Source organism: Flavobacterium sp., from assembly GCF_965277525.1.
Taxonomy (GTDB): domain Bacteria; phylum Bacteroidota; class Bacteroidia; order Flavobacteriales; family Flavobacteriaceae; genus Flavobacterium.
The window spans coordinates 218358-239517 of the sequence record NZ_CBDIDC010000001.1; the positions used below are offsets into that span (position 1 = coordinate 218358).

Sequence of the window (21160 nt, forward strand, 5' to 3'; positions counted from 1 at the left end):
CACGAATTGCACTAATTTGCATGAATTTTATATTCGTAACGCATAAATTCAATACTAATTCGTGCAATTCGTGGCAAAAAAACTCTTCCAAAATATACTTCATGAAAAAATACTTCTTTCTTATTGCAATATTATTTTGCTCAGTTTTATTGCATGCTCAGGAACGTTATTTCCTAAATTCAGATACGCGTTTGTATACGTCAGCGAATACCTCTGCTGATTTTTTGGGTTATTTTAAATATGGTGCCGAAGTTCAATTATTATCCGAAAGCAAAAACGGCTGGTACAAAGTAAAAGCCGATAATTTATCTGAAGGTTATATTCCTGAAAAATATGTTGCCACAAGATTAAACGCCAAAGACATTAAAATCAAAGACAACGAAAATCCCATTTTAGAAGGCGGAGATAATTATTATGGCGGAAACCATCTTTTTGTTTTAGTTGCGGGCTTAAAAGCACGTACACAACCTGATAAAAATTCAAAAATTAGAGAAATTTTATATGCAGGCGATCCTGTCGCTATTAATTATTTACCAAAAAATCAGGAAGACTGGGTAAATATCAGCGGTCAATTCAGTGAAGAGTACGCCAAATTTACATTAAGAAAATTTGTTGGAAAAAGACCTGATTTCAATACTTTAGTAAAAGACTTTGACAAACTGGATGTTACTAATATTACAGAGCGTAAAACGATTGGCGAAAGACTTGTAGAATTAGCATGGAACAGTGACAACAGCACATTAGCTCCGGCATATCAAAGATATTACGAAGTGGTCAAACAACTAAATGATCCTAAACTTCTTGCAGATACAGAATTGAATATGGCTATAGCCAAAGGAGTCGCCAAACATAAAAAGCCTGATGAAATTCTTGCTTTGGTTAAAAAATCTGAATTTATTTTAAAAGGAATAAAAACAAAAGCCTGGTATCTAACTCAAAAAGATCTGGTAAAAACATTTGGAAAGCCATCTAAAAAGGCAAATGTAAGCGATGAATGCGGTGTTTATTTAAGTGAACTTTTTTATTACTATCCGGATTTAGAAGCCTCTGTTGATGAACAAAAAAATCAGGCAGAAATTACAAAGGTTTTCATTAACGAAAACAACAAACTGGTTTTAAATCCTAATGCAACTTTAGACCATACCCTGTCTGAAAAAGCATTTATCGAAAAATATGGTACTTATATTGGAGCTTCTATAAAAGCGCCACATTCTTACTCTATACAAATAGAAGACAGCGAATTTAAGATAGAATTTAAAGATGGAAAGTTATTTACCATCGAAATATTCTTCTATTGCTGATTTCAATCTATAATTATTCAATACTTTTACATCTTCAAAAAAAAACAAAATGTCAGTAGCAAAAAAAGATTATAAAAGAATCACAACAAAGTCACTAATCGAAATGAAAAGTAATGGAGAAAAAATCTCTATGCTAACCGCTTACGATTTTACAATGGCTAAAATTGTTGATACCGCAGGAGTCGATGTGATTTTAGTGGGCGATTCAGCATCAAATGTTATGGCGGGTCACGAAACGACATTGCCAATTACCTTAGATCAAATGATCTATCACGCCTCATCTGTAGTTCGTGCTGTAGAGAGAGCTTTAGTTGTGGTAGATTTACCTTTTGGAAGTTACCAGTCTGATCCTAAAGAAGCGTTGCGTTCTGCTATCAGAATCATGAAAGAAAGTGGTGGTCACGCCGTAAAACTTGAAGGAGGGAAAGAAATTAAAGAATCTATCAAAAAAATATTAAACGCAGGAATTCCAGTAATGGGACATTTAGGTTTAACACCTCAATCAATCTATAAATTCGGAACATACAGTGTTCGTGCCAAAGAAGATCAGGAAGCTGAAAAACTAATTGAAGATGCAAAACTGCTTGAAAAAGTAGGTTGTTTTGCTGTTGTTTTAGAAAAAATCCCAGCTGATTTAGCTCAAAAAGTAGCACAAAGTATTTCAATTCCGGTTATTGGTATTGGTGCCGGAGGTGGCGTTGACGGCCAAGTTTTGGTTATTCATGACATGTTAGGAATGAACAATGAATTTAGTCCACGTTTCTTACGTCGTTATCTAAATCTTTACGAAGAAATGACAAAAGCAATTGGCCAATATGCAGCTGATGTTAAGTCAAGTGATTTTCCTAATTCGAGTGAGCAATATTAATTTAGACCTGCTTAGACTTCTTAGATTTTTAGACTAGCTTAGATGCTATTCTTTTAAAATAGTCAATCTAAGAAGTCTAGGCGAATCTGAAAATCTAATTAATCTAAAAATGCATCAATTCAAAGAACTTTTAATTTGGAAAAAAAGCAGGTTATTTTGTTCTAAAATTTATAGTGCAACAGCTACATTTCCGAGTGAAGAAAAATTTGGAATAACAAATCAATTGCGAAGAGCTTAAGTTTCAATTCCTTCAAATATTGCGGAAGGGTCTTCAAGAAATTCAAATAAAGATTTGCCCGATTTTTAGAAATTGCTATTGGTTCTGCATACGAAGTAGAAACACAACTTTTAATTTCATCTGATTTGGGATTTATCAATGAAGAAAGCACAATTGAATTAACAAATATGTTAGAGGAAATTATTAAAATGACATCAAGATTTAGAGCAACTTTATTATAGTTTTTCAAAAAAATCTAATTTAATCCATTCTAAAATCTAAGAAGTCTAAGTCAGTCTAAAAATCTAAGCAAGTCTAAAAATGAAAATTCTATCACATAAAAACAACCTCCAAATCCTACACGAAGACAACCATATTATTGTGGTTAATAAGCGCGTAGGTGATATTGTACAAGGTGATAAAACGGGAGATAAACCTTTATCTGATGTTGTAAAAGAATACATTAAAGACAAATACAATAAACCTGGCGATGTTTTTCTGGGTGTGATTCATCGTTTAGATCGTCCCACAACCGGAATTGTAGTTTTTGCCAGAACCAGCAAAGCATTAACGAGAATGAACGAAATGTTCAGTAATCGTGAAACTCAGAAAACCTATTGGGCAGTTGTGAAGAATAAACCTCAGGAAACAACTGCCAAATTGGTTCATTATCTGAAAAGAAACGAAAAAAACAATACTTCGAAAGCACATTTAAAAGAAGTTCCGGACAGTAAACTGGCAAGTTTAGACTACACCGTTTTTAAAGAACTTCAGAATTATGTGGCTTTGGAAATTAATTTGCATACCGGTCGTCATCATCAGATTCGTGCTCAGTTAGCAGCAATCGGATCACCGATAAAAGGAGATTTAAAATATGGATCTGACCGAAGCAATCCTGATGGTGGAATTCATCTACATGCGAGAAAATTAGTTTTTATTCATCCTGTTTCTAAAGAAAACATTACAATTGTGGCACCAACTCCGGACGAAACAATCTGGAATGCCATTTGATTTTATGATACAATTGTTAATTATTTAATTTTTATCGATTAACTTGCATAGGCATAAATCAAGTGATCATAAAAATGGACTATAAAAACGACATCGGATACAGAAAAGAAACGCTGAAAAAATTGTTGTACAACATTCAAAAAAGCGAAGATCTAATTGTAAAAGCTTTATACGATGATTTTAAAAAGCCAGAATTTGAAGCGGTCTTAACCGAAACCAATTATGTAATTTCGGAATTAAAAGACACCATCAAAAATATCCATAAATGGGCAAAACGAAAACGTGTTTTCCCATCGCTTCTTAACTTTCCCTCTACAGATTATATTTATAAAGAGCCTTACGGAAATGTTTTGGTCATCGCTCCCTGGAATTATCCCTTTCAGTTAGCATTATGTCCCTTAATTTCTGCCGTAGCAGCCGGAAACAGAGTCGTTCTGAAGCCTTCAGAGCTAACACCCCACACATCAGCAATAATTGCTAAAATCATTGAAAAAACATTTCATGTAAAACATGTTGAAGTTTTTGAAGGCGGTGTCGAAGTTTCTAATCAGCTTTTAGCACAGCGCTGGGACTATATCTTCTTTACAGGAAGTGTTACTGTTGGTAAAGTAGTAGCCAAAGCAGCTGCAGAAAATTTAACCCCTATAACTTTAGAATTAGGCGGAAAAAATCCTTGTGTCATCGACGAAACTGCCAATTTAAAATTAGCTGCAAAACGTATTGTCTGGGGAAAATTTATTAATGCAGGCCAGACTTGTATTGCTCCCGATTATATTTTGGTGCAAAAAAACATGAAAGTTAATTTCATTTCCTTTTTAATGGAAGAAATTATAAAAGCATACGGCAAAAAAATGGAAAAATCCCCAGATTTTGCCCGTATAATCAATACCAAGAACTGGTTGCGACTGGCAAATATGATTGAACCCGAAAAAGTAATTTTTGGAGGAGAAACAGAAGCTAACGAACTTTACATTTCACCAACATTAATTGAAGAACCATCTTTGGAAAGCCCGGTAATGAAAGAAGAAATATTTGGTCCAATTTTACCAATTCTTATTTATGAAACAGAAGCTGACATCCAAAACGTAATTAGCCGTTACGAAAAACCACTTGCATTTTATATTTTTAGTGAAAACAAATCTTTCGCTAAAAAACTCATTAAAACCTACTCTTTTGGCGGTGGCTGCATCAATGATACGGTTGTACATTTTTCGAACAAAAGACTCCCTTTTGGCGGAGTTGGTCATAGCGGAATCGGTGCTTATCATGGACAATTGAGTTTTGATATTTTTTCTCATCATAAAGCAGTAGTAAAAAAAGGGAATTGGCTTGATTTACCAATGCGATATGCGCCTTATAAAGGTAAACTGGCAACTATAAAAAAAGTACTGGACTGGATCTAAATCACAAAAAAACTATCGCATAATGTTTTGTAGATTTTCATATGCATCTGATTAAAAATATTATATTTACGTCACAATATGATCTTAAACCACAGAATATAAAACAATTCTACTTAACAAAAAATGAAATCGACACCTGAACGAATCAAAGACATTAAAAATCATGGTTATACTTTAGATTTTTCAACTGTCTTTAATAATGCTTTTGAAAACTATAAAAAAATAGCGCTTTACGCCGGACTGATATTATTAGTCTTTTCTATACTTTTTGGTATCATAGCTTATAGTGCCCTGGCTATAATTTTTGGTGTAGATAAATTAAGTAATCCTTCATTTTTTAATATTCAGCCTTTACATTTATCTCATCTTCAACTCTTTTATTATATAATAGGAACAGCTTTTTTTTCCGCAATTTTAAGTCCTTTTGGTGCTGGATTTCTAAAAATGGCCGATTGTGCAGAGAAAGATCAGGAATTCAAAGTTTCTACAATTTTCACCTACTACAAAACAAGTCATTTTTTACAAATCTTTCTTGCAACAATTATTATCTCATTAGTTAGCGGTTCGATATCTACTTTCCTGGAAATTCAAAAATTAAGCAATTTGGGCCTTTTAGTTTCGTTAGCCATCTCTTATTTTACGTTTTTAACTATTCCACTTATTGTATTTGGGAATTTAAAAGCGATAGATGCCATAAAATCAAGTTTTATACTTATTTCGAAACAACCTATTGTACTTTTAGGTTTAATGATGACAATAGTTGTCGCTTTAATTGTGGGGTTTCTGGCTCTTTTTATCGGAATTCTATTTACTGTTCCGCTTAGCTATTCAATGACATACGCCATATATTATGCAATTTTAAAAAATGATAAAGAAGATCCAATTGATTCAATTGGGCAATCGGATTTAGAATAAGATAGAAATTCTGGATAAAAAAAGAGATTAACCTACTCTTTTTAGAATTTCAAAAAACTATTTACGAAACCAAACATATCCAAATTCTATGGTAGAAAACTATAGTTTTTTCAATTCGTTGCTTTTAGGAATTGCCGATCCAGGTAATGCCCTGAAATCAACTATTACAAACTTATACGTTTTCAAATCGGATATTATTTTCTACAACAATCCTAAAATCATTATTTTAGGATTATCATTATTTGGTTTTCTGGCAATCATGGTTTACCAGTTCTTTAAAATTAAAGCCAGAATTGGTTATTTTATCGAAAAAAAACTAGAAACCGAAACAGCCAATAGAGAATATCAACTCTACCTTTTATTTTTTGGCATCGCAATTATTGTCATCGAAATCATCAATGAAATTTTCAGGATCAGACCCAGGAGCCTGCTAATTTTAAATGTAACGATTGGATTTTCAGTTCTCTTAATTTATCTCATCACTGATAAAGTTAAATTTCTGCGGGATAAAGTTCAGCAAATTTTTATTCTGTTATTTTTACTGTTTCTCGCTTATGTGGCATACAATATTATTTTTCTTGAAAATGATATTGTCCCGATCATTGCTTTTTTAATCTCATTTTATTTCTCTTACAGTATTTTAAAACCCATAAAAGTGTATTGGCTTTTTACCGGAGTCGTTTTTCTTTATCTGATTTCAACCATTGTATTTCAATTAATTCCGCTAAAATCATCCATTTTATTAATTAATTACTCTATTATTATTTTTATCATCAATCAGGTCAAATATGCTATTTTATTAAATAACCTGGATAATTTCAGATTTACAAATGAAATCGTTCACAAAGGAAATTCACTCACAATTGCTACGAATAAGAAAAATGAAGTTCTGTTTTGTAGCGAAACCATAACCTCTGTTTTAGGTTATTCACCCGATGAAGTATTAGGTTTGAGATTTTGGAAATTAACCAAAGAAACGGACACTATTGAAGATATAAAAAACTTAAATCACAAAGAAAATAAACTTTATATTCGAAAATTAAAAAGTAAAAACGGCGAATACAAGTACATTCAATGGAAAGATAAAAAATTCTCTGAAGATCTCATTATCAGTATCGGCCAGGATGTCACCGAACAAATTAATGTGCAGGATCAATATAAAAACCTAATTCAGACCGCTACTGATATTATTTTTGAAATTGACAGCGATGGTTACTTTACTTTCGTAAACGATTTTGGATTCTCAATTTTAGGGTATACCGAAAAAGAGATTATCGCCCAACATTATTCAAATTTCATTCATGAAAATTATCAACGAAATGCTGTGGATTTCTATGAAAATCTGGGTATAAACGAAAATAAATTTCCCACAATTGAAATTCCAATTTTAAAGAAAAATGGAAAAACATTATGGATTTCACAAAAAATCATAATTCGAAAGAATGATTTAGGTCAAACCATTGGCTTTGCGGGTATAGCCAGAGATATTACTGATATTAAAAACATCGAAAACGAGAAAAAAAAGCGTCTTAAAAAAATAGAAGCTTATAACAATTCAACAAAAAAATTATCCACTTCAGATTTTAGCACATACGCCAGTTTAGATACCATAATTGATTATATCATTAAAGAAGCAGCAACGGTAACCAAAACAAATCGGGTAAGTTTCTGGAAATATTATAAAGATTTAATAACCTGCAAAAATCTGTATAGTGTCGATAATCAAAACCTAAACGACAAAAATATTCTTGATAAAGAATCATATCCCATTTATTTTGAAACTTTAAAAAGTAAAGCGATTATAAATGCTCCCGACGTCTTCAATAAATTAGAAACATCAGAATTTCAAAGGCTTTACTTTACTAAAAATCAAATTAAATCAATGCTGGATGTACCCATATTTTTAAGTGGACAATTAGCAGGCGTCGTTTGTTTTGAAAGTACCGAAGAAAAAAGAGACTGGGACAATGAGGATATTAATTATGCCCGAACGATTTCAGATGTAATTTCTATTGCCATCTCATCTCAGATGCGCCTTGAAGCCGAAAGAAGATTAGAATTTAAGAGTCAGTTACTATATGCGCTTTCGCTCTGTACCGAAAAATTTTTATTGAGTAAAACCACTCACGAAATGTTTCAGGAAACTTATGACCTGATAGGTAAAGCGGCAAAAGTCGATCATATGTATTACTATGAAAGAGACTTTACAACTGATACGGTTAGCCAAAAATACAAATGGTCACGAAAAGAAATTGAACATCAAATAACCGAATTACAACAACTTACAGAAGATAATTTACGCGAAATTTACGAAGCTTCAAAAAACAGAAAGATCTTAAACAAGCTAACACGTAAACTTGATGATGGCTTTTTCAAAAATTTATTAATCAGTAATAAAATCAAATCAATTTTGATTTTACCACTGTACATTAACGATATTTTTACTGGTTTTATTGGTTTTGATGATTGCATCAACGAAAGAAAATGGTCAGAAGAAGAAATTTACATCTTTCAGGTTCTGGCCAATAATATTTCATCCGCATTAGAAAGAAATCGAAATGAGAATAAAATTCTCGAAAGTGAAGAAAAATTTAAATTGATCGCCAACAATATTCCCGGCACAGTTTATCTGTCAAAATTTGATGCCTTTTCGACTAAAATATTCCTTAATGATGAAATTTTAAATTTGACAGGATATTCAAAATCAGAATTCATTGAAAATAATTTATCCTTTTTATCACTGATACATCCCGATGATAAAGAAGAAGTAATTAACAATCAGATTGATAATTTACAAAGTGGTATGCCATTACATAATGTATACCGGATTCGGCGAAAAACAGGCGAGTATATTTGGGTAGAAGAATTTGGAGATGTTATTAAAAAAGCAGGTGAAATTGAATTTGTTGGCGGAATCTATTTTGATATTACCAACAAAAAAGAAACCGAAGATGCCATAAAAGCCAAACAATTGGCGGAAGCAGCAAATAAATCCAAATCCGACTTTTTAGCCAATATGTCTCATGAAATCAGGACCCCCCTAAACGGTATTATTGGTTTCACACATTTATTGATGAAAACTGAATTAGAAGAAATTCAGGAAAAATATATGACCACTATCAATCAATCTGCACATTCGTTACTGGAAATTATAAATGACATTCTTGATTTTTCTAAAATTGAAGCCGGAAAACTGGAACTTTTCATCGATCTGTATGATATCAAAAAAGTGTTGGGTCAGGTATTTGATTTAATTGTTTACGAATCGAATCAAAAAAACCTTAAGCTTGAATTAAATGTAGACTCTGATGTTCCTAAATACATCTGGACAGATATTGTCAGAATCAAACAAATTTTAATCAATTTACTTTCAAATGCAGTAAAATTCACCAATGAAGGCGCTATTAAATTGAATGTTTCTGTTTTAGAAAAAAACAAAAACAATAATTGTGTAATTCGATTCTCAGTTATTGATACCGGAATTGGAATTCTCGAAAAAAACCAGAAGAAAATTTTTAAAGCGTTTTCTCAGGAAGATAGTTCTACAACCCGAAAATTTGGCGGAACAGGTTTGGGACTAACCATCTCGAATCAATTGTTAGCTTTAATGGAAAGCCGATTACAATTGGAGAGCAAGATTGATATTGGAAGTAATTTTTATTTTGATTTAAATTTAAAAACAAGCAACCAGAGTATTAACGAAAAATACAACACCGAACTCAAAAAAATCAATCTTAAAAGCAATTCAAGCAATAACCGTATCAACAAAAAAAATATCACATTTTTAATTGTAGAAGATAATAAAGTAAATATGTTATTATTAAAGACGATAATTAAAAATTTACATAGCACCGCTTATATTTATGAATGCGAAAATGGATACGAAGCAGTAAATCAATTTGAAAGTATTAATCCTGATCTGGTTTTTATGGACATTCAGATGCCAATTATGAACGGTTACGAAACTACAAAAGCCATAAGAAATATCATTTCAGGCAAAGACATTCCAATAATTGCTGTAACTGCGGGTGCTGAGAAAGATGAAAGAAATAAATGTTTATCAGCAGGAATGGATGACTATATATCAAAGCCAATTATCAAAGGTACTGTAGAAGAAGCCTTAGTAAAATGGTTAAAATAGTCTAAACTAAATTAAATCTGTTAACGTCTATTTCCTAAAAAATATATAAATTAGTACAACATAAAACTAAAACAAGCTAAAATAGGATATAATATGAAATGGCAAGGCAGAAGACAAAGTGATAATGTTGAAGACCGAAGAGGACTTTCTGGTGGAAAAGTAGCTCTTGGAGGCGGAGTTATTGGTATCATTATTTTATTGTTAAACGTATTTGGAGGCGAAAACGGCCAAACTATAGGCAATGTATTAGAGCAGCTGCAAGGCGGACAGCAAACGCAAACCGAAGCGGCTGCCCCATTAAGTAAGGAAGATGAAGAAATGGGCAATTTTGTCAGAGTAATTCTGGCTGACAACGAAGATATTTGGGGCAAAATATTTACCGAAAATGGTATGAAATACAAGAATCCAAAACTAGTACTTTTTAGAGGATCAGTTAATACAGCTTGTGGTGGTGCATCATCTGCATCCGGGCCATTCTACTGTCCGGGTGATCAAAAAGTGTATATGGATTTAGGCTTCTTTGAAGAACTAAAAACGAAATTTGGAGCAAAAGGAGGCGACTTCGCTATTGCGTATGTTATAGCGCACGAAATTGGGCATCACGTACAAACCTTACTGGGGACCTCGGCAAAAATGCATCAGGCCCAAGAAGGGAAAAGTCAGGCTCAAGCCAATAAACTTTCTGTCGCATTAGAATTACAAGCCGATTTTTATGCCGGAGTCTGGGCACACTACAATCAGGAAAATCTCGATACAGGGGATATTGAAGAAGCACTAAGTGCAGCCAATGCTGTCGGTGACGATGCAATTCAGAGTAAAATGCAAGGTCAAGTTGTTCCCGATTCATTTACACACGGTACATCAGAACAAAGAATGTACTGGTTTAAGAAAGGTTTCAAAACCGGAGATATCAAACAGGGAAATACTTTTGAGGAGATTCAATAATACATAAGCCAAACTATAATAGCGAAATGAGCATGATTAAAACGTCATGCTTTTTTATTTTATATAAATAATGTTGATACCTAAAATTACATCTTAACTTTTGATATACATTCATTTCGCAAGTACACTTTTATACTAAATTAATTTTTTTAATCGCTCTTAATTGAAACAAAGAAAATCAATAGTTACAAATTATAGTAATGAATGATTAAAAAGGGTACAATGAATCGTTATGGCGTTTCCCTTCGGATCGGGCTGTACGCTAAATCTTTTGCGATAGCGGTATTGGTTTGCTTCGCCAGAAGGGTTTTAGTATCGCAAAAGGATACCGCTGCCATCCCTAACGCAGTCTTCGATAAAAGAAATTTCAAATTTTAAAAATCCAAATTCTAAAGTATTACGCCTGTAAAAGCTTATCAGGCGATTTATAGAATTTCGCAAACGTTGCCAGTGGTTTGAACTATCGGAACGCACAATATGTTGTCATAATCCTGATAAATATTTTTTTTTACCACAAAGCCCCCAAAGTAAAACCGTAAAGTTCGCAAAACTCTAAAATTAAGCCTTGCGAACTTTACGGTTTTCAGCGGATTCTAAAACTTCCTTGCGATCCTTGCGGTTAAATTACCAACCCATATAAAACAAAAAACCCCGTTTCGTAAGGAACAGAGTTTTCAAAAGAAAGGCGACGACCCCCGATAGCTATCGGGGCTCCCGCATAACTGCAGTATTTGTAAAACAAAAAATCCCTCCCGATAAATAGGGAAGGATTCTTTAAAAGAAAGGCGACGACCCCCGATAGCTATCGGGGCTCCCGCATAACTGAAGTATTTTGTAAAACAAAAAATCCCTCCCGACAAATCGGGAAGGATTCTTAAAAGAAAGGCGACGACCCCCGATAGCTATCGGGGCTCCCGCATAACTGCAGTATTTGTAAAACAAAAAATCCCTCCCGACAAATCGGGAAGGATTCTTAAAAGAAAGGCGACGACCCCCGATAGCTATCGGGGCTCCCGCATAACTGCAGTATTTGTAAAACAAAAAATCCCTCCCGACAAATCGGGAAGGATTCTTAAAAGAAAGGCGACGACCCCCGATAGTTATCGGGGCTCCCGCATAACTGCAGTATTTTGTAAAACAAAAAATCCCTCCCGATAAATCGGGAAGGATTCTTAAAAGAAAGGCGACGACATACTCTCCCACATAACTGCAGTACCATCTGCGCAGGCGGGCTTAACTACTCTGTTCGGGATGGGAAGAGGTGAGCCCCGCCGCAATAACCACCTTAAGGTTGTTAGTCTAAAGTCAAAGTTCTTAAAGTTATAAAGCCTTTCGACTTTATGACTTTTATCTTTTGACTAAAAGACTGCCCGCGACGGGCAAATATCTTAACATACTGAGATAAAGAAAAGTACTTTTATTTACTATTTTTAGAAAGTTTTCTCCCGATAGCCTAGGCTATCGGGAAAGGGTGTACATAAGCTTACGGATTATTAGTACTACTCGACTATGACATTACTGCCTTTACATCTATAGCCTATCAACGTGGTCATCTTCCACGATCCTTAAAAGAAATCTCATCTTGTGGTGGGTTTCGCGCTTATATGCTTTCAGCGCTTATCCCTTCCAAACGTAGCTACTCTGCGATGCTCCTGGCGGAACAACAGATACACTAGAGGTTTGTCCAATTCGGTCCTCTCGTACTAGAATCAGATCCACTCAAATTTCTAACGCCCACAGTAGATAGAGACCGAACTGTCTCACGACGTTCTGAACCCAGCTCGCGTGCCACTTTAATGGGCGAACAGCCCAACCCTTGGGACCTTCTCCAGCCCCAGGATGTGACGAGCCGACATCGAGGTGCCAAACCCCCCCGTCGATATGAGCTCTTGGGGGAGATCAGCCTGTTATCCCCGGCGTACCTTTTATCCTTTGAGCGATGGCCCTTCCATGCGGAACCACCGGATCACTATGCTCTACTTTCGTACCTGATCGACCTGTATGTCTCTCAGTCAAGCTCCCTTATGCCATTGCACTCTACGCACGGTTACCAAGCGTACTGAGGGAACCTTTAGAAGCCTCCGTTACTCTTTTGGAGGCGACCACCCCAGTCAAACTACCCACCAAGCAATGTCCCCCGCAAAACGGGGTTAGGCCTCAGATAAACAAAGGGTTGTATTTCAACAATGACTCCACAACGCCTGGCGACGCCACTTCACAGTCTCCAACCTATCCTACACATCATTTATCCAAGGTCAATACTAAGCTATAGTAAAGGTGCACAGGGTCTTTTCGTCCCACTGCGGGTAAACGGCATCTTCACCGTTACTACAATTTCACCGAGCTCATGGCTGAGACAGTGTCCAGATCGTTACACCATTCGTGCAGGTCGGAACTTACCCGACAAGGAATTTCGCTACCTTAGGACCGTTATAGTTACGGCCGCCGTTTACTGGGGCTTCAATTCAATGCTTCTCCGAAGATAACATCTCCTCTTAACCTTCCAGCACCGGGCAGGTGTCAGGCCCTATACTTCATCTTACGATTTTGCAGAGCCCTGTGTTTTTGATAAACAGTCGCCTGGACCTCTTCACTGCGGCCAGCTTGCGCTGGCGACCTTTCTCCCGAAGTTACAGGTCTATTTTGCCTAATTCCTTAGCCATGAATCTCTCGAGCACCTTAGGATTCTCTCCTCAACTACCTGTGTCGGTTTACGGTACTGGTACTAATTACCTGAAGTTTAGAGGTTTTTCTTGGAAGCCCTTAGGCGCACTATCTCTTTGTCCGAAGACTCCGAGTACTATCGTATTTCCCCAAGACGCGTGGATTTGCCTGCGCATCTTATAGGTAGGTACTTCAACGAACTATTCCGTCAGTTCGCGGCGCTTTCATCACTCCGTCACCCCATCACAGTAATTAGTAGTACGGGAATATTAACCCGTTAGCCATCGACTGTCCCTTTCGGGTTCGCCTTAGGACCAGACTAACCCACAGCTGATTAGCATAGCTGTGGAAACCTTAGTTTTTCGGTGTGCGGGTTTCTCGCCCGCATTATCGTTACTTATGCCTACATTTTCTTTTCTAACCAGTCCAGCATGCCTTACGACACACCTTCAACCCTGTTAGAATGCTCCCCTACCACTTAGAGTAAACTCTAAATCCATAGCTTCGGTAATATACTTATGCCCGATTATTATCCATGCTCGTCCGCTCGACTAGTGAGCTGTTACGCACTCTTTAAATGAATGGCTGCTTCCAAGCCAACATCCTAGCTGTCTGGGCAGACAAACCTCGTTCTTTCAACTTAGTATATATTTGGGGACCTTAGCTGATGGTCTGGGTTCTTTCCCTCTCGGACTTGGACCTTAGCACCCAAGCCCTCACTGTTAGTGAACATTATATAGCATTCGGAGTTTGTCAGGAATTGGTAGGCGGTGAAGCCCCCGCATCCAATCAGTAGCTCTACCTCTATATAACTTTATAACTAACGCTGCACCTAAATGCATTTCGGGGAGTACGAGCTATTTCCGAGTTTGATTGGCCTTTCACCCCTACCCACAGGTCATCCGAAGACTTTTCAACGTCAACCGGTTCGGACCTCCACTATGTGTTACCACAGCTTCATCCTGCCCATGGGTAGATCACACGGTTTCGCGTCTAACACTACTGACTAAAGCGCCCTATTCAGACTCGCTTTCGCTACGGATCCGTGGCTGAACCACTTAACCTTGCCAGCAACGTTAACTCGTAGGCTCATTATGCAAAAGGCACGCCGTCACCCCACGAAAGGGCTCCGACCGCTTGTAAGCGTATGGTTTCAGGATCTATTTCACTCCGTTATTCACGGTTCTTTTCACCTTTCCCTCACGGTACTGGTTCACTATCGGTCTCTCAGGAGTATTTAGCCTTAGCGGATGGTCCCGCCAAATTCAGACAGGGTTTCACGTGCCCCGCCCTACTCAGGATACCACTATCTATTACATTTATTACCCGTACGGGACTATCACCCTCTATGGTGTCACTTTCCAGTAACTTCCGGTTCTGCATGCATAAAATATCGTGGTCCTACAACCCCAACAATGCCGTAACATCATTGGTTTGGGCTAATCCGCGTTCGCTCGCCACTACTTACGGAATCACTTTTGTTTTCTTCTCCTCCGCCTACTTAGATGTTTCAGTTCAGCGGGTTTGCCCACCTATCGGTGTACTATGTCTTCAACATAGTGGGTTGCCCCATTCAGGTATCTGCGGATCAATCGGTGTGTGCCCGTCCCCGCAGCTTTTCGCAGCTTATCACGCCTTTCATCGCCTCTGAGAGCCAAGGCATCCCCCATACGCCCTTATTTTGCTTATTGTACCAATCATAAATTAATATGACCGTTTTTTTTTGTCTTTTGTTCTTTGTATTACTACAATAACAAAAAACGCTTTCTACTTTTTATTATTTTCTTATCTCAATATGTCAATGAACTTTATTTATGTCGAAAGTTGTAAAGCCTAAGGTCATAAAGTCATACTTTTGACTTTCAGACTTTAGTCTTTCGACTAAATTTGTGGAGAATAACGGAGTCGAACCGTTGACCTCCTGCGTGCAAGGCAGGCGCTCTAGCCAGCTGAGCTAATCCCCCATTTTTCAATCTTAGATTGTAGAATTCAGATTTTAGATTCTTGAATTCTTCTCTAATCTCTTTTGGTGAATTCCAACTTCCAGAATTTCCTTTTTTTAAGAGCAAAATAGTTGTCTCGGACAGACTCGAACTGTCGACCCCTACATTATCAGTGTAGTACTCTAACCAGCTGAGCTACGAGACACTCTTATTCTTAAAATTTATTATTTGAACTAACAGCAAGAGTAAAATAGTCTTAAAATCAAAACCTTTAAAGCTTCTTCTTTTTTCCTCAGCGTGCATTACTGCTAACACTCGAGGCTCTAGAAAGGAGGTGTTCCAGCCGCACCTTCCGGTACGGCTACCTTGTTACGACTTAGCCCTAGTTACCAGTTTTACCCTAGGCAGCTCCTTGCGGTCACCGACTTCAGGCACCCCCAGCTTCCATGGCTTGACGGGCGGTGTGTACAAGGCCCGGGAACGTATTCACCGGATCATGGCTGATATCCGATTACTAGCGATTCCAGCTTCACGGAGTCGAGTTGCAGACTCCGATCCGAACTGTGACCGGTTTTATAGATTCGCTCCTGGTCGCCCAGTGGCTGCTCTCTGTACCGGCCATTGTAGCACGTGTGTAGCCCAAGGCGTAAGGGCCGTGATGATTTGACGTCATCCCCACCTTCCTCACAGTTTGCACTGGCAGTCTTGTTAGAGTTCCCGACTTGACTCGCTGGCAACTAACAACAGGGGTTGCGCTCGTTATAGGACTTAACCTGACACCTCACGGCACGAGCTGACGACAACCATGCAGCACCTTGTAAATTGTCTTGCGAAAGATCTGTTTCCAAACCGGTCAATCTACATTTAAGCCTTGGTAAGGTTCCTCGCGTATCATCGAATTAAACCACATGCTCCACCGCTTGTGCGGGCCCCCGTCAATTCCTTTGAGTTTCATTCTTGCGAACGTACTCCCCAGGTGGGATACTTATCACTTTCGCTTAGCCACTGAAATTGCTTCCAACAGCTAGTATCCATCGTTTACGGCGTGGACTACCAGGGTATCTAATCCTGTTCGCTACCCACGCTTTCGTCCATCAGCGTCAATCAATTAGTAGTAACCTGCCTTCGCAATTGGTATTCCATGTAATCTCTAAGCATTTCACCGCTACACTACATATTCTAGTTACTTCCTAATAATTCAAGTCTAACAGTATCAATGGCCGTTCCACCGTTGAGCGATGGGCTTTCACCACTGACTTATTAAACCGCCTACGGACCCTTTAAACCCAATGATTCCGGATAACGCTTGGATCCTCCGTATTACCGCGGCTGCTGGCACGGAGTTAGCCGATCCTTATTCTTACGATACCGTCAAGCTACTTCACGAAGTAGTGTTTCTTCTCGTATAAAAGCAGTTTACAATCCATAGGACCGTCATCCTGCACGCGGCATGGCTGGATCAGGCTTGCGCCCATTGTCCAATATTCCTCACTGCTGCCTCCCGTAGGAGTCTGGTCCGTGTCTCAGTACCAGTGTGGGGGATCTCCCTCTCAGGACCCCTACCCATCGTAGCCTTGGTAAGCCGTTACCTTACCAACTAGCTAATGGGACGCATGCTCATCTTTTACCGTTGTGACTTTAATAGTGGTTTCATGCGAAACTGCTATACTATGAGGTATTAATCCAAATTTCTCTGGGCTATCCCTCTGTAAAAGGTAGATTGCATACGCGTTACGCACCCGTGCGCCGGTCTCTAAATCCGAAGACTTATACCCCTCGACTTGCATGTGTTAAGCCTGCCGCTAGCGTTCATCCTGAGCCAGGATCAAACTCTTCATCGTATATTGTTGATCTGATTTGCATCAGATCGTATTGTTATTCGAATCAGTCTCTATCGGTTCTTTTCTAATCTCTCGATTATCTCACTCTTTATTCTTTTGCCCTAACATCTCTGTTAAAGCGGCTGTCAATTCAATATGTCTACGAACGTGTCTTCTTTTTTAATAGCGCTTGTTTCTCAAAGCGGGTGCAAAAGTAGAAAATTTATTTTAACCGGCAAGTAAATTTTGAAGTTTTTTTTAGAAAATTTCTTTTCCTTTTCTTCTCATCTCCCAACCAGCCTATCAATGAACTTTCCGTATTTTGCGGGGTGCAAAGGTAACATCTGTTTTCAAATCTCGCAAGCTTTTTGAAATCTTTTTTGAAAATAAATTCTCAGTTTTGATTCGTTGTGCCTGCCAGTATTTCAGTGAACGTCTGTCGTTGTTGCGGGTGCAAAAGTACACTCTTTATTTACATTTACAAGCCTTTTGTTTATATAATTTCCACCTTTTTTAAAACTTTTTCTTAACACTCTGACAACACCAACCTTAAGCTTTTACCTTTTTCCGGATTTATACGAATTTTCGCAAAGGATTTGTGTTTTTCGTAATATCAACTTTGGAAGAAGTGTCATTTTTATGGACTTCATAGCTTTTTCAGCGCTTATTACATTACTTTATAGTTGTCTTGAGTTTGCTTTTATTCGCGCAAAGGCGCAAAGTCACTAAGTTTCATTTTCATTCCTCTCCTTCTTATGGAAACTTCCGCCCTAGCCCCGATAGAAGTGGAAATCCTTTTGTGCCGGGGTTCGGCACAAAAGATTGGAACGGATAGCGGGAAACAGCTCCTAAATCAAATTCTAAATTCCAAATTCTAAATCCCAAGTTCTAAAAATTAGCATTTCACTTTGAATAGCCCCTCCCCCTTCAATTATAACCGAAATCAGTCCTTATATATTAGACACAAAAAAAACAACAAGCCCGATAGTTCTTAAAACTATCAGACTCACCCTAACATCACTCCTATTATATATAAGAAGAAAAACCAATCATACAGACAAACACAACTCCCAACCCACATCACCAAACATCTCTTTACAATCTAAAGAAAAACAAATTCAATATCAATATTTAATCCTAAGACACCACTAAATCTCCAGAACAAACACTCAATCTTAAAAATCAAAAAATCCCCCTTCCCCATCAATCCCCTGTCAAAATTATCAAATCAACAAAACTCACCGCCTACTTCACACACTAGACCCCAAAGCAGCTACACCAAATAAAAAGCAGACAGATTAAAAACAAAAACCAATTCCTCTACAATCCAAAACATCCTAAAAACATAAAAAAACCAACTGAATTTTTAGCCCCAAAACAATAAGCATATCATTTACCAATTCAGAAAAACCATGAAGGTTAATTTCTACTAATATAAGACCATCTAATACTCTTAAACAATCACCGAATCCCACAACCACCCTTCATTTTCGCTTAAAAAAATTAAGCGCACAAAAAAAGCCTTGAATTTCTTCAAGGCTTTAAATTTACGGGTGGCTGACCGGGTTCGAACCGGCGACCCTCGGCACCACAAACCAATACTCTAACCAGCTGAGCTACAACCACCGTTTTTCTTTGCGGGTGCAAATATACAACAAAGTTTTTCTTCTACAAAGAAAAAAGGGTTCAAAACTGGAAATACTAAGCAAGAAAATACTTTTGATGAAATAAACAACCTACAAACCAAACTATAACAACCAACAAACCAAGACTTAAAAGTTGCCTTTTTTTTGATTTACAAAAATCAATATTTTTAAAATTCCAACACTGTAGAGGTTTGGTATTTATATTTATTAAGACTTAAATTATAAACACAAAAAAAGCCTTGAATTTCTTCAAGGCTTTAAATTTCTGGGTGGCTGACCGGGTTCGAACCGGCGACCCTCGGCACCACAAACCAATACTCTAACCAGCTGAGCTACAACCACCATTTTTCTTTGCGGTTGCAAATATACAACAAAGGTTTACTTTTCCAAAGAAAAAAATGAAAAAAATTTCACCAAAACTACATCAAATCCTCTAAACTATTGACTGCCAAACACCTTTCAACAGTGAAACCTTCAGCAAAATCTTTACCAACTAACCTTCCTAAGTCCTGCGCACGATAATTTACACTTTCAAAAAAGTTTTTACTCGTAATTGGCGTTACAGGTTCTGTTGAATTTGGATCATAAAACTGAGTTTTATAGGCCATAATCGCTTCTACTTTTTTATTTTCGAAACCTGTAATATCAACCACAAAGTCCGGTTGTATATTTTTCCACTGAATATAATGATACACTACTTTTGGTCTCCAGGCTTCCTGATCCTGTCCGTCAATCGAAGTTTCAATTTTCATTAAACCTGATAGAAAGCAGGCATCAGAAACTAACTTACTTCCTTTTCCGTGATCGATATGGCGATCGTCGATAGCATTGCACAATACTATCTCCGGTTTATATTTTCGGATCATTTTGATCACTTCCAGCTGATGTTTTTCGTCATTGGCAAAAAAGCCATCACGCAGGCCCAAATTTTCACGAACCAGAACCCCTAAAATTTCTGCCGCATCTTTTGCTTCCTGATCCCTAGTTTCTGCCGTACCACGCGTTCCTAATTCACCACGCGTCAAATCAACTATTCCTACTTTCTTACCAAGACATACTTCTTTTAAAATCGTTCCCGCACAACCCAACTCTACATCATCCGGATGTGCCCCAAAGGCTAATATATCTAATTTCATTTTTGCTTTTTATTTTTTGTTTTGTTTCAGGTTTCACGTTCTGTTGGCAACTTGAAACTTGAAACCTGAAACTTTTTTTTAACTATTTTGAGTTCAATACTCTTTTCATCGTCATTGATTTATTGACGCTTTCCTCCCATTCCTGTTCCGGAATGCTTTCTTTAGTAATTCCACATCCCATGTACAGAATAGCTCTATCATCCTGAATTTGCATGCTACGTAAATTTACAAATAAATCAGAACTAATGTCGTTGTTAGCAAAACTACTATTCAATTCACCCAAAAAACCGGTATAAAAAGTCCTGTCGTAGTTTTCATTTTCTATGATAAATGCTTTTGCTTTTTTCTTTGGCAAACCACAAACTGCAGGAGTAGGATGTAACGTATCAATCACGTCTTCCAGAGTTGAATTATCATTTAGAATTCCGGAAATATCTGTTTTAATATGCCAGATAGATCCTGCTTTGAGACTATAAGGTTCTGTGACATTAACCGAAACAGCAACTTCCCGCAATCTTTTTACGATAAAATCAGTTACATATTGTTGTTCATCTTTTTCCTTTTGTTGCCAAAGAATTTGAACTTCAGAAGTTGCTTTTTGAGTTCCTGCCAAAGCCGTAGTTTCAAAAACATTTCCGTTCGCTTTTAATAATTGTTCCGGAGTTGCCCCCATCCAGAATCCAACTTCAGGATGAAAAAAACAATAGGATAAAGTCGTTGGATACAATTGAATCAAATGCTGAAAAGTGGCAATAAAATCAAATTCAGCCAAATTAACTTTTTCGCTTCTTGACAAAACAACCTTCTTGAATTCTTCATTTTTTATTGCTTCTATTCCTTTTGAGACTAAATCCTGATATTGAACTTTAGCTTCCTCATCAACATTTACATCTTCAATTTCAGTGGTTTCAAAAGCAATTTCTTCTTGTTCTGTCGTTATAATTTCAGATTCATTCTCCGGAATTAAAATCAGTTGTTTCTCATCAAAAGAAGCAAAAACAAAACCTTTTTCTTTATAATTTGTGATTTTATGTAAAGCATCATTTTGCTGTAAAAGTCCAAAAATACTCGTTGAATTGGGCTTAGAATACATTACAAAAGGCAAATGTTTTTCGTAATGTTTTTTTATTTTAGAAAAAAAGTCATTCAT

General features: G+C 37.1%; 9 protein-coding genes, 4 tRNA genes, 3 rRNA genes and 1 pseudogene. 8 read left to right on the forward strand and 9 right to left on the reverse strand.

What is annotated here, in order from left to right; all coding sequences use genetic code 11:
• Positions 1-101: 101 nt before the first annotated feature.
• From ACQY44_RS00895 to ypfJ, 8 genes and pseudogenes are all read left to right on the forward strand, one after another.
• The gene (locus ACQY44_RS00895; protein WP_428228541.1) at positions 102-1301 is read left to right on the forward strand and encodes an SH3 domain-containing protein; all 1200 of its coding nucleotides are present in this window, start codon (positions 102-104) and stop codon (positions 1299-1301) included.
• A gap of 49 nt (positions 1302-1350) precedes the next feature.
• Entirely contained in the window at positions 1351-2169 is an 819-nt protein-coding gene (gene panB, locus ACQY44_RS00900) for a 3-methyl-2-oxobutanoate hydroxymethyltransferase (RefSeq protein WP_428228542.1), read from the forward strand.
• 109 nt (positions 2170-2278) lie between these two features.
• Positions 2279-2628: pseudogene (locus ACQY44_RS00905) on the forward strand (four helix bundle protein).
• Positions 2629-2707: 79 nt separating this feature from the next.
• The gene (locus tag ACQY44_RS00910) at positions 2708-3397 is read left to right on the forward strand and encodes an RluA family pseudouridine synthase (protein ID WP_428228543.1); all 690 of its coding nucleotides are present in this window, start codon (positions 2708-2710) and stop codon (positions 3395-3397) included.
• A 74-nt stretch (positions 3398-3471) separates the two neighbouring features.
• Positions 3472-4800, forward strand: a complete 1329-nt coding sequence (locus ACQY44_RS00915) for an aldehyde dehydrogenase (RefSeq protein WP_428228544.1) — start codon at positions 3472-3474, stop codon at positions 4798-4800.
• A gap of 123 nt (positions 4801-4923) precedes the next feature.
• Complete coding sequence (locus ACQY44_RS00920) at positions 4924-5715, forward strand: hypothetical protein (RefSeq protein ID WP_428228545.1); 792 nt, start codon at positions 4924-4926, stop codon at positions 5713-5715.
• A gap of 88 nt (positions 5716-5803) precedes the next feature.
• Positions 5804-9856 (forward strand): PAS domain S-box protein, encoded by a 4053-nt coding sequence (locus tag ACQY44_RS00925; protein WP_428228546.1) that lies wholly within the window; start codon positions 5804-5806, stop codon positions 9854-9856.
• A gap of 93 nt (positions 9857-9949) precedes the next feature.
• A complete protein-coding gene (gene ypfJ / locus ACQY44_RS00930; protein ID WP_428228547.1) occupies positions 9950-10801 on the forward strand; it encodes a KPN_02809 family neutral zinc metallopeptidase in 852 nt (283 codons plus the stop codon).
• Positions 10802-11979: 1178 nt separating this feature from the next.
• On the opposite strand, the gene rrf is transcribed toward ypfJ, so the two are convergent.
• The 9 genes from rrf to ACQY44_RS00975 all read right to left on the reverse strand — a co-directional run bounded on the left by rrf (position 11980) and on the right by ACQY44_RS00975 (position 21160).
• Positions 11980-12089, reverse strand: a 5S ribosomal RNA gene (gene rrf / locus ACQY44_RS00935).
• Positions 12090-12274: 185 nt separating this feature from the next.
• A 23S ribosomal RNA gene (locus tag ACQY44_RS00940) occupies positions 12275-15156 on the reverse strand.
• A gap of 199 nt (positions 15157-15355) precedes the next feature.
• Positions 15356-15429: transfer RNA gene (locus tag ACQY44_RS00945), tRNA-Ala, on the reverse strand.
• A 110-nt stretch (positions 15430-15539) separates the two neighbouring features.
• Positions 15540-15613, reverse strand: a tRNA-Ile gene (locus tag ACQY44_RS00950).
• Between the two features lie 122 nt (positions 15614-15735).
• Positions 15736-17249 (reverse strand): 16S ribosomal RNA (locus ACQY44_RS00955).
• The 16S, 23S and 5S rRNA genes sit together here with 2 tRNA genes alongside, the layout of an rRNA operon.
• 1531 nt (positions 17250-18780) lie before the next feature.
• Positions 18781-18854: transfer RNA gene (locus ACQY44_RS00960), tRNA-His, on the reverse strand.
• Between the two features lie 288 nt (positions 18855-19142).
• Positions 19143-19216: transfer RNA gene (locus tag ACQY44_RS00965), tRNA-His, on the reverse strand.
• A gap of 77 nt (positions 19217-19293) precedes the next feature.
• Positions 19294-20010 carry a bacillithiol biosynthesis deacetylase BshB1 gene (gene bshB1 / locus ACQY44_RS00970; protein WP_428228548.1) on the reverse strand — a complete coding sequence of 239 codons (717 nt, stop codon included), beginning with the start codon at positions 20008-20010 and terminating at the stop codon, positions 19294-19296.
• An 82-nt stretch (positions 20011-20092) separates the two neighbouring features.
• Positions 20093-21160, reverse strand: a complete 1068-nt coding sequence (locus ACQY44_RS00975) for a chorismate-binding protein (RefSeq protein WP_428228549.1) — start codon at positions 21158-21160, stop codon at positions 20093-20095.

Excerpts from the sequence above, each read along its gene's own strand:
- ypfJ (WP_428228547.1), top strand. The coding sequence starts at position 9,950 with ATGAAATGGCAAGGCAGAAGACAAAGTGATAATGTTGAAGACCGAAGA.
- ACQY44_RS00920 (WP_428228545.1), top strand. The coding sequence starts at position 4,924 with ATGAAATCGACACCTGAACGAATCAAAGACATTAAAAATCATGGTTAT.
- panB (WP_428228542.1), top strand. The coding sequence starts at position 1,351 with ATGTCAGTAGCAAAAAAAGATTATAAAAGAATCACAACAAAGTCACTA.
- ACQY44_RS00975 (WP_428228549.1), bottom strand. The coding sequence starts at position 21,160 with ATGAATGACTTTTTTTCTAAAATAAAAAAACATTACGAAAAACATTTG.
- ACQY44_RS00925 (WP_428228546.1), top strand. The coding sequence starts at position 5,804 with ATGGTAGAAAACTATAGTTTTTTCAATTCGTTGCTTTTAGGAATTGCC.
- ACQY44_RS00910 (WP_428228543.1), top strand. The coding sequence starts at position 2,708 with ATGAAAATTCTATCACATAAAAACAACCTCCAAATCCTACACGAAGAC.
- ACQY44_RS00915 (WP_428228544.1), top strand. The coding sequence starts at position 3,472 with ATGGACTATAAAAACGACATCGGATACAGAAAAGAAACGCTGAAAAAA.
- bshB1 (WP_428228548.1), bottom strand. The coding sequence starts at position 20,010 with ATGAAATTAGATATATTAGCCTTTGGGGCACATCCGGATGATGTAGAG.
- ACQY44_RS00895 (WP_428228541.1), top strand. The coding sequence starts at position 102 with ATGAAAAAATACTTCTTTCTTATTGCAATATTATTTTGCTCAGTTTTA.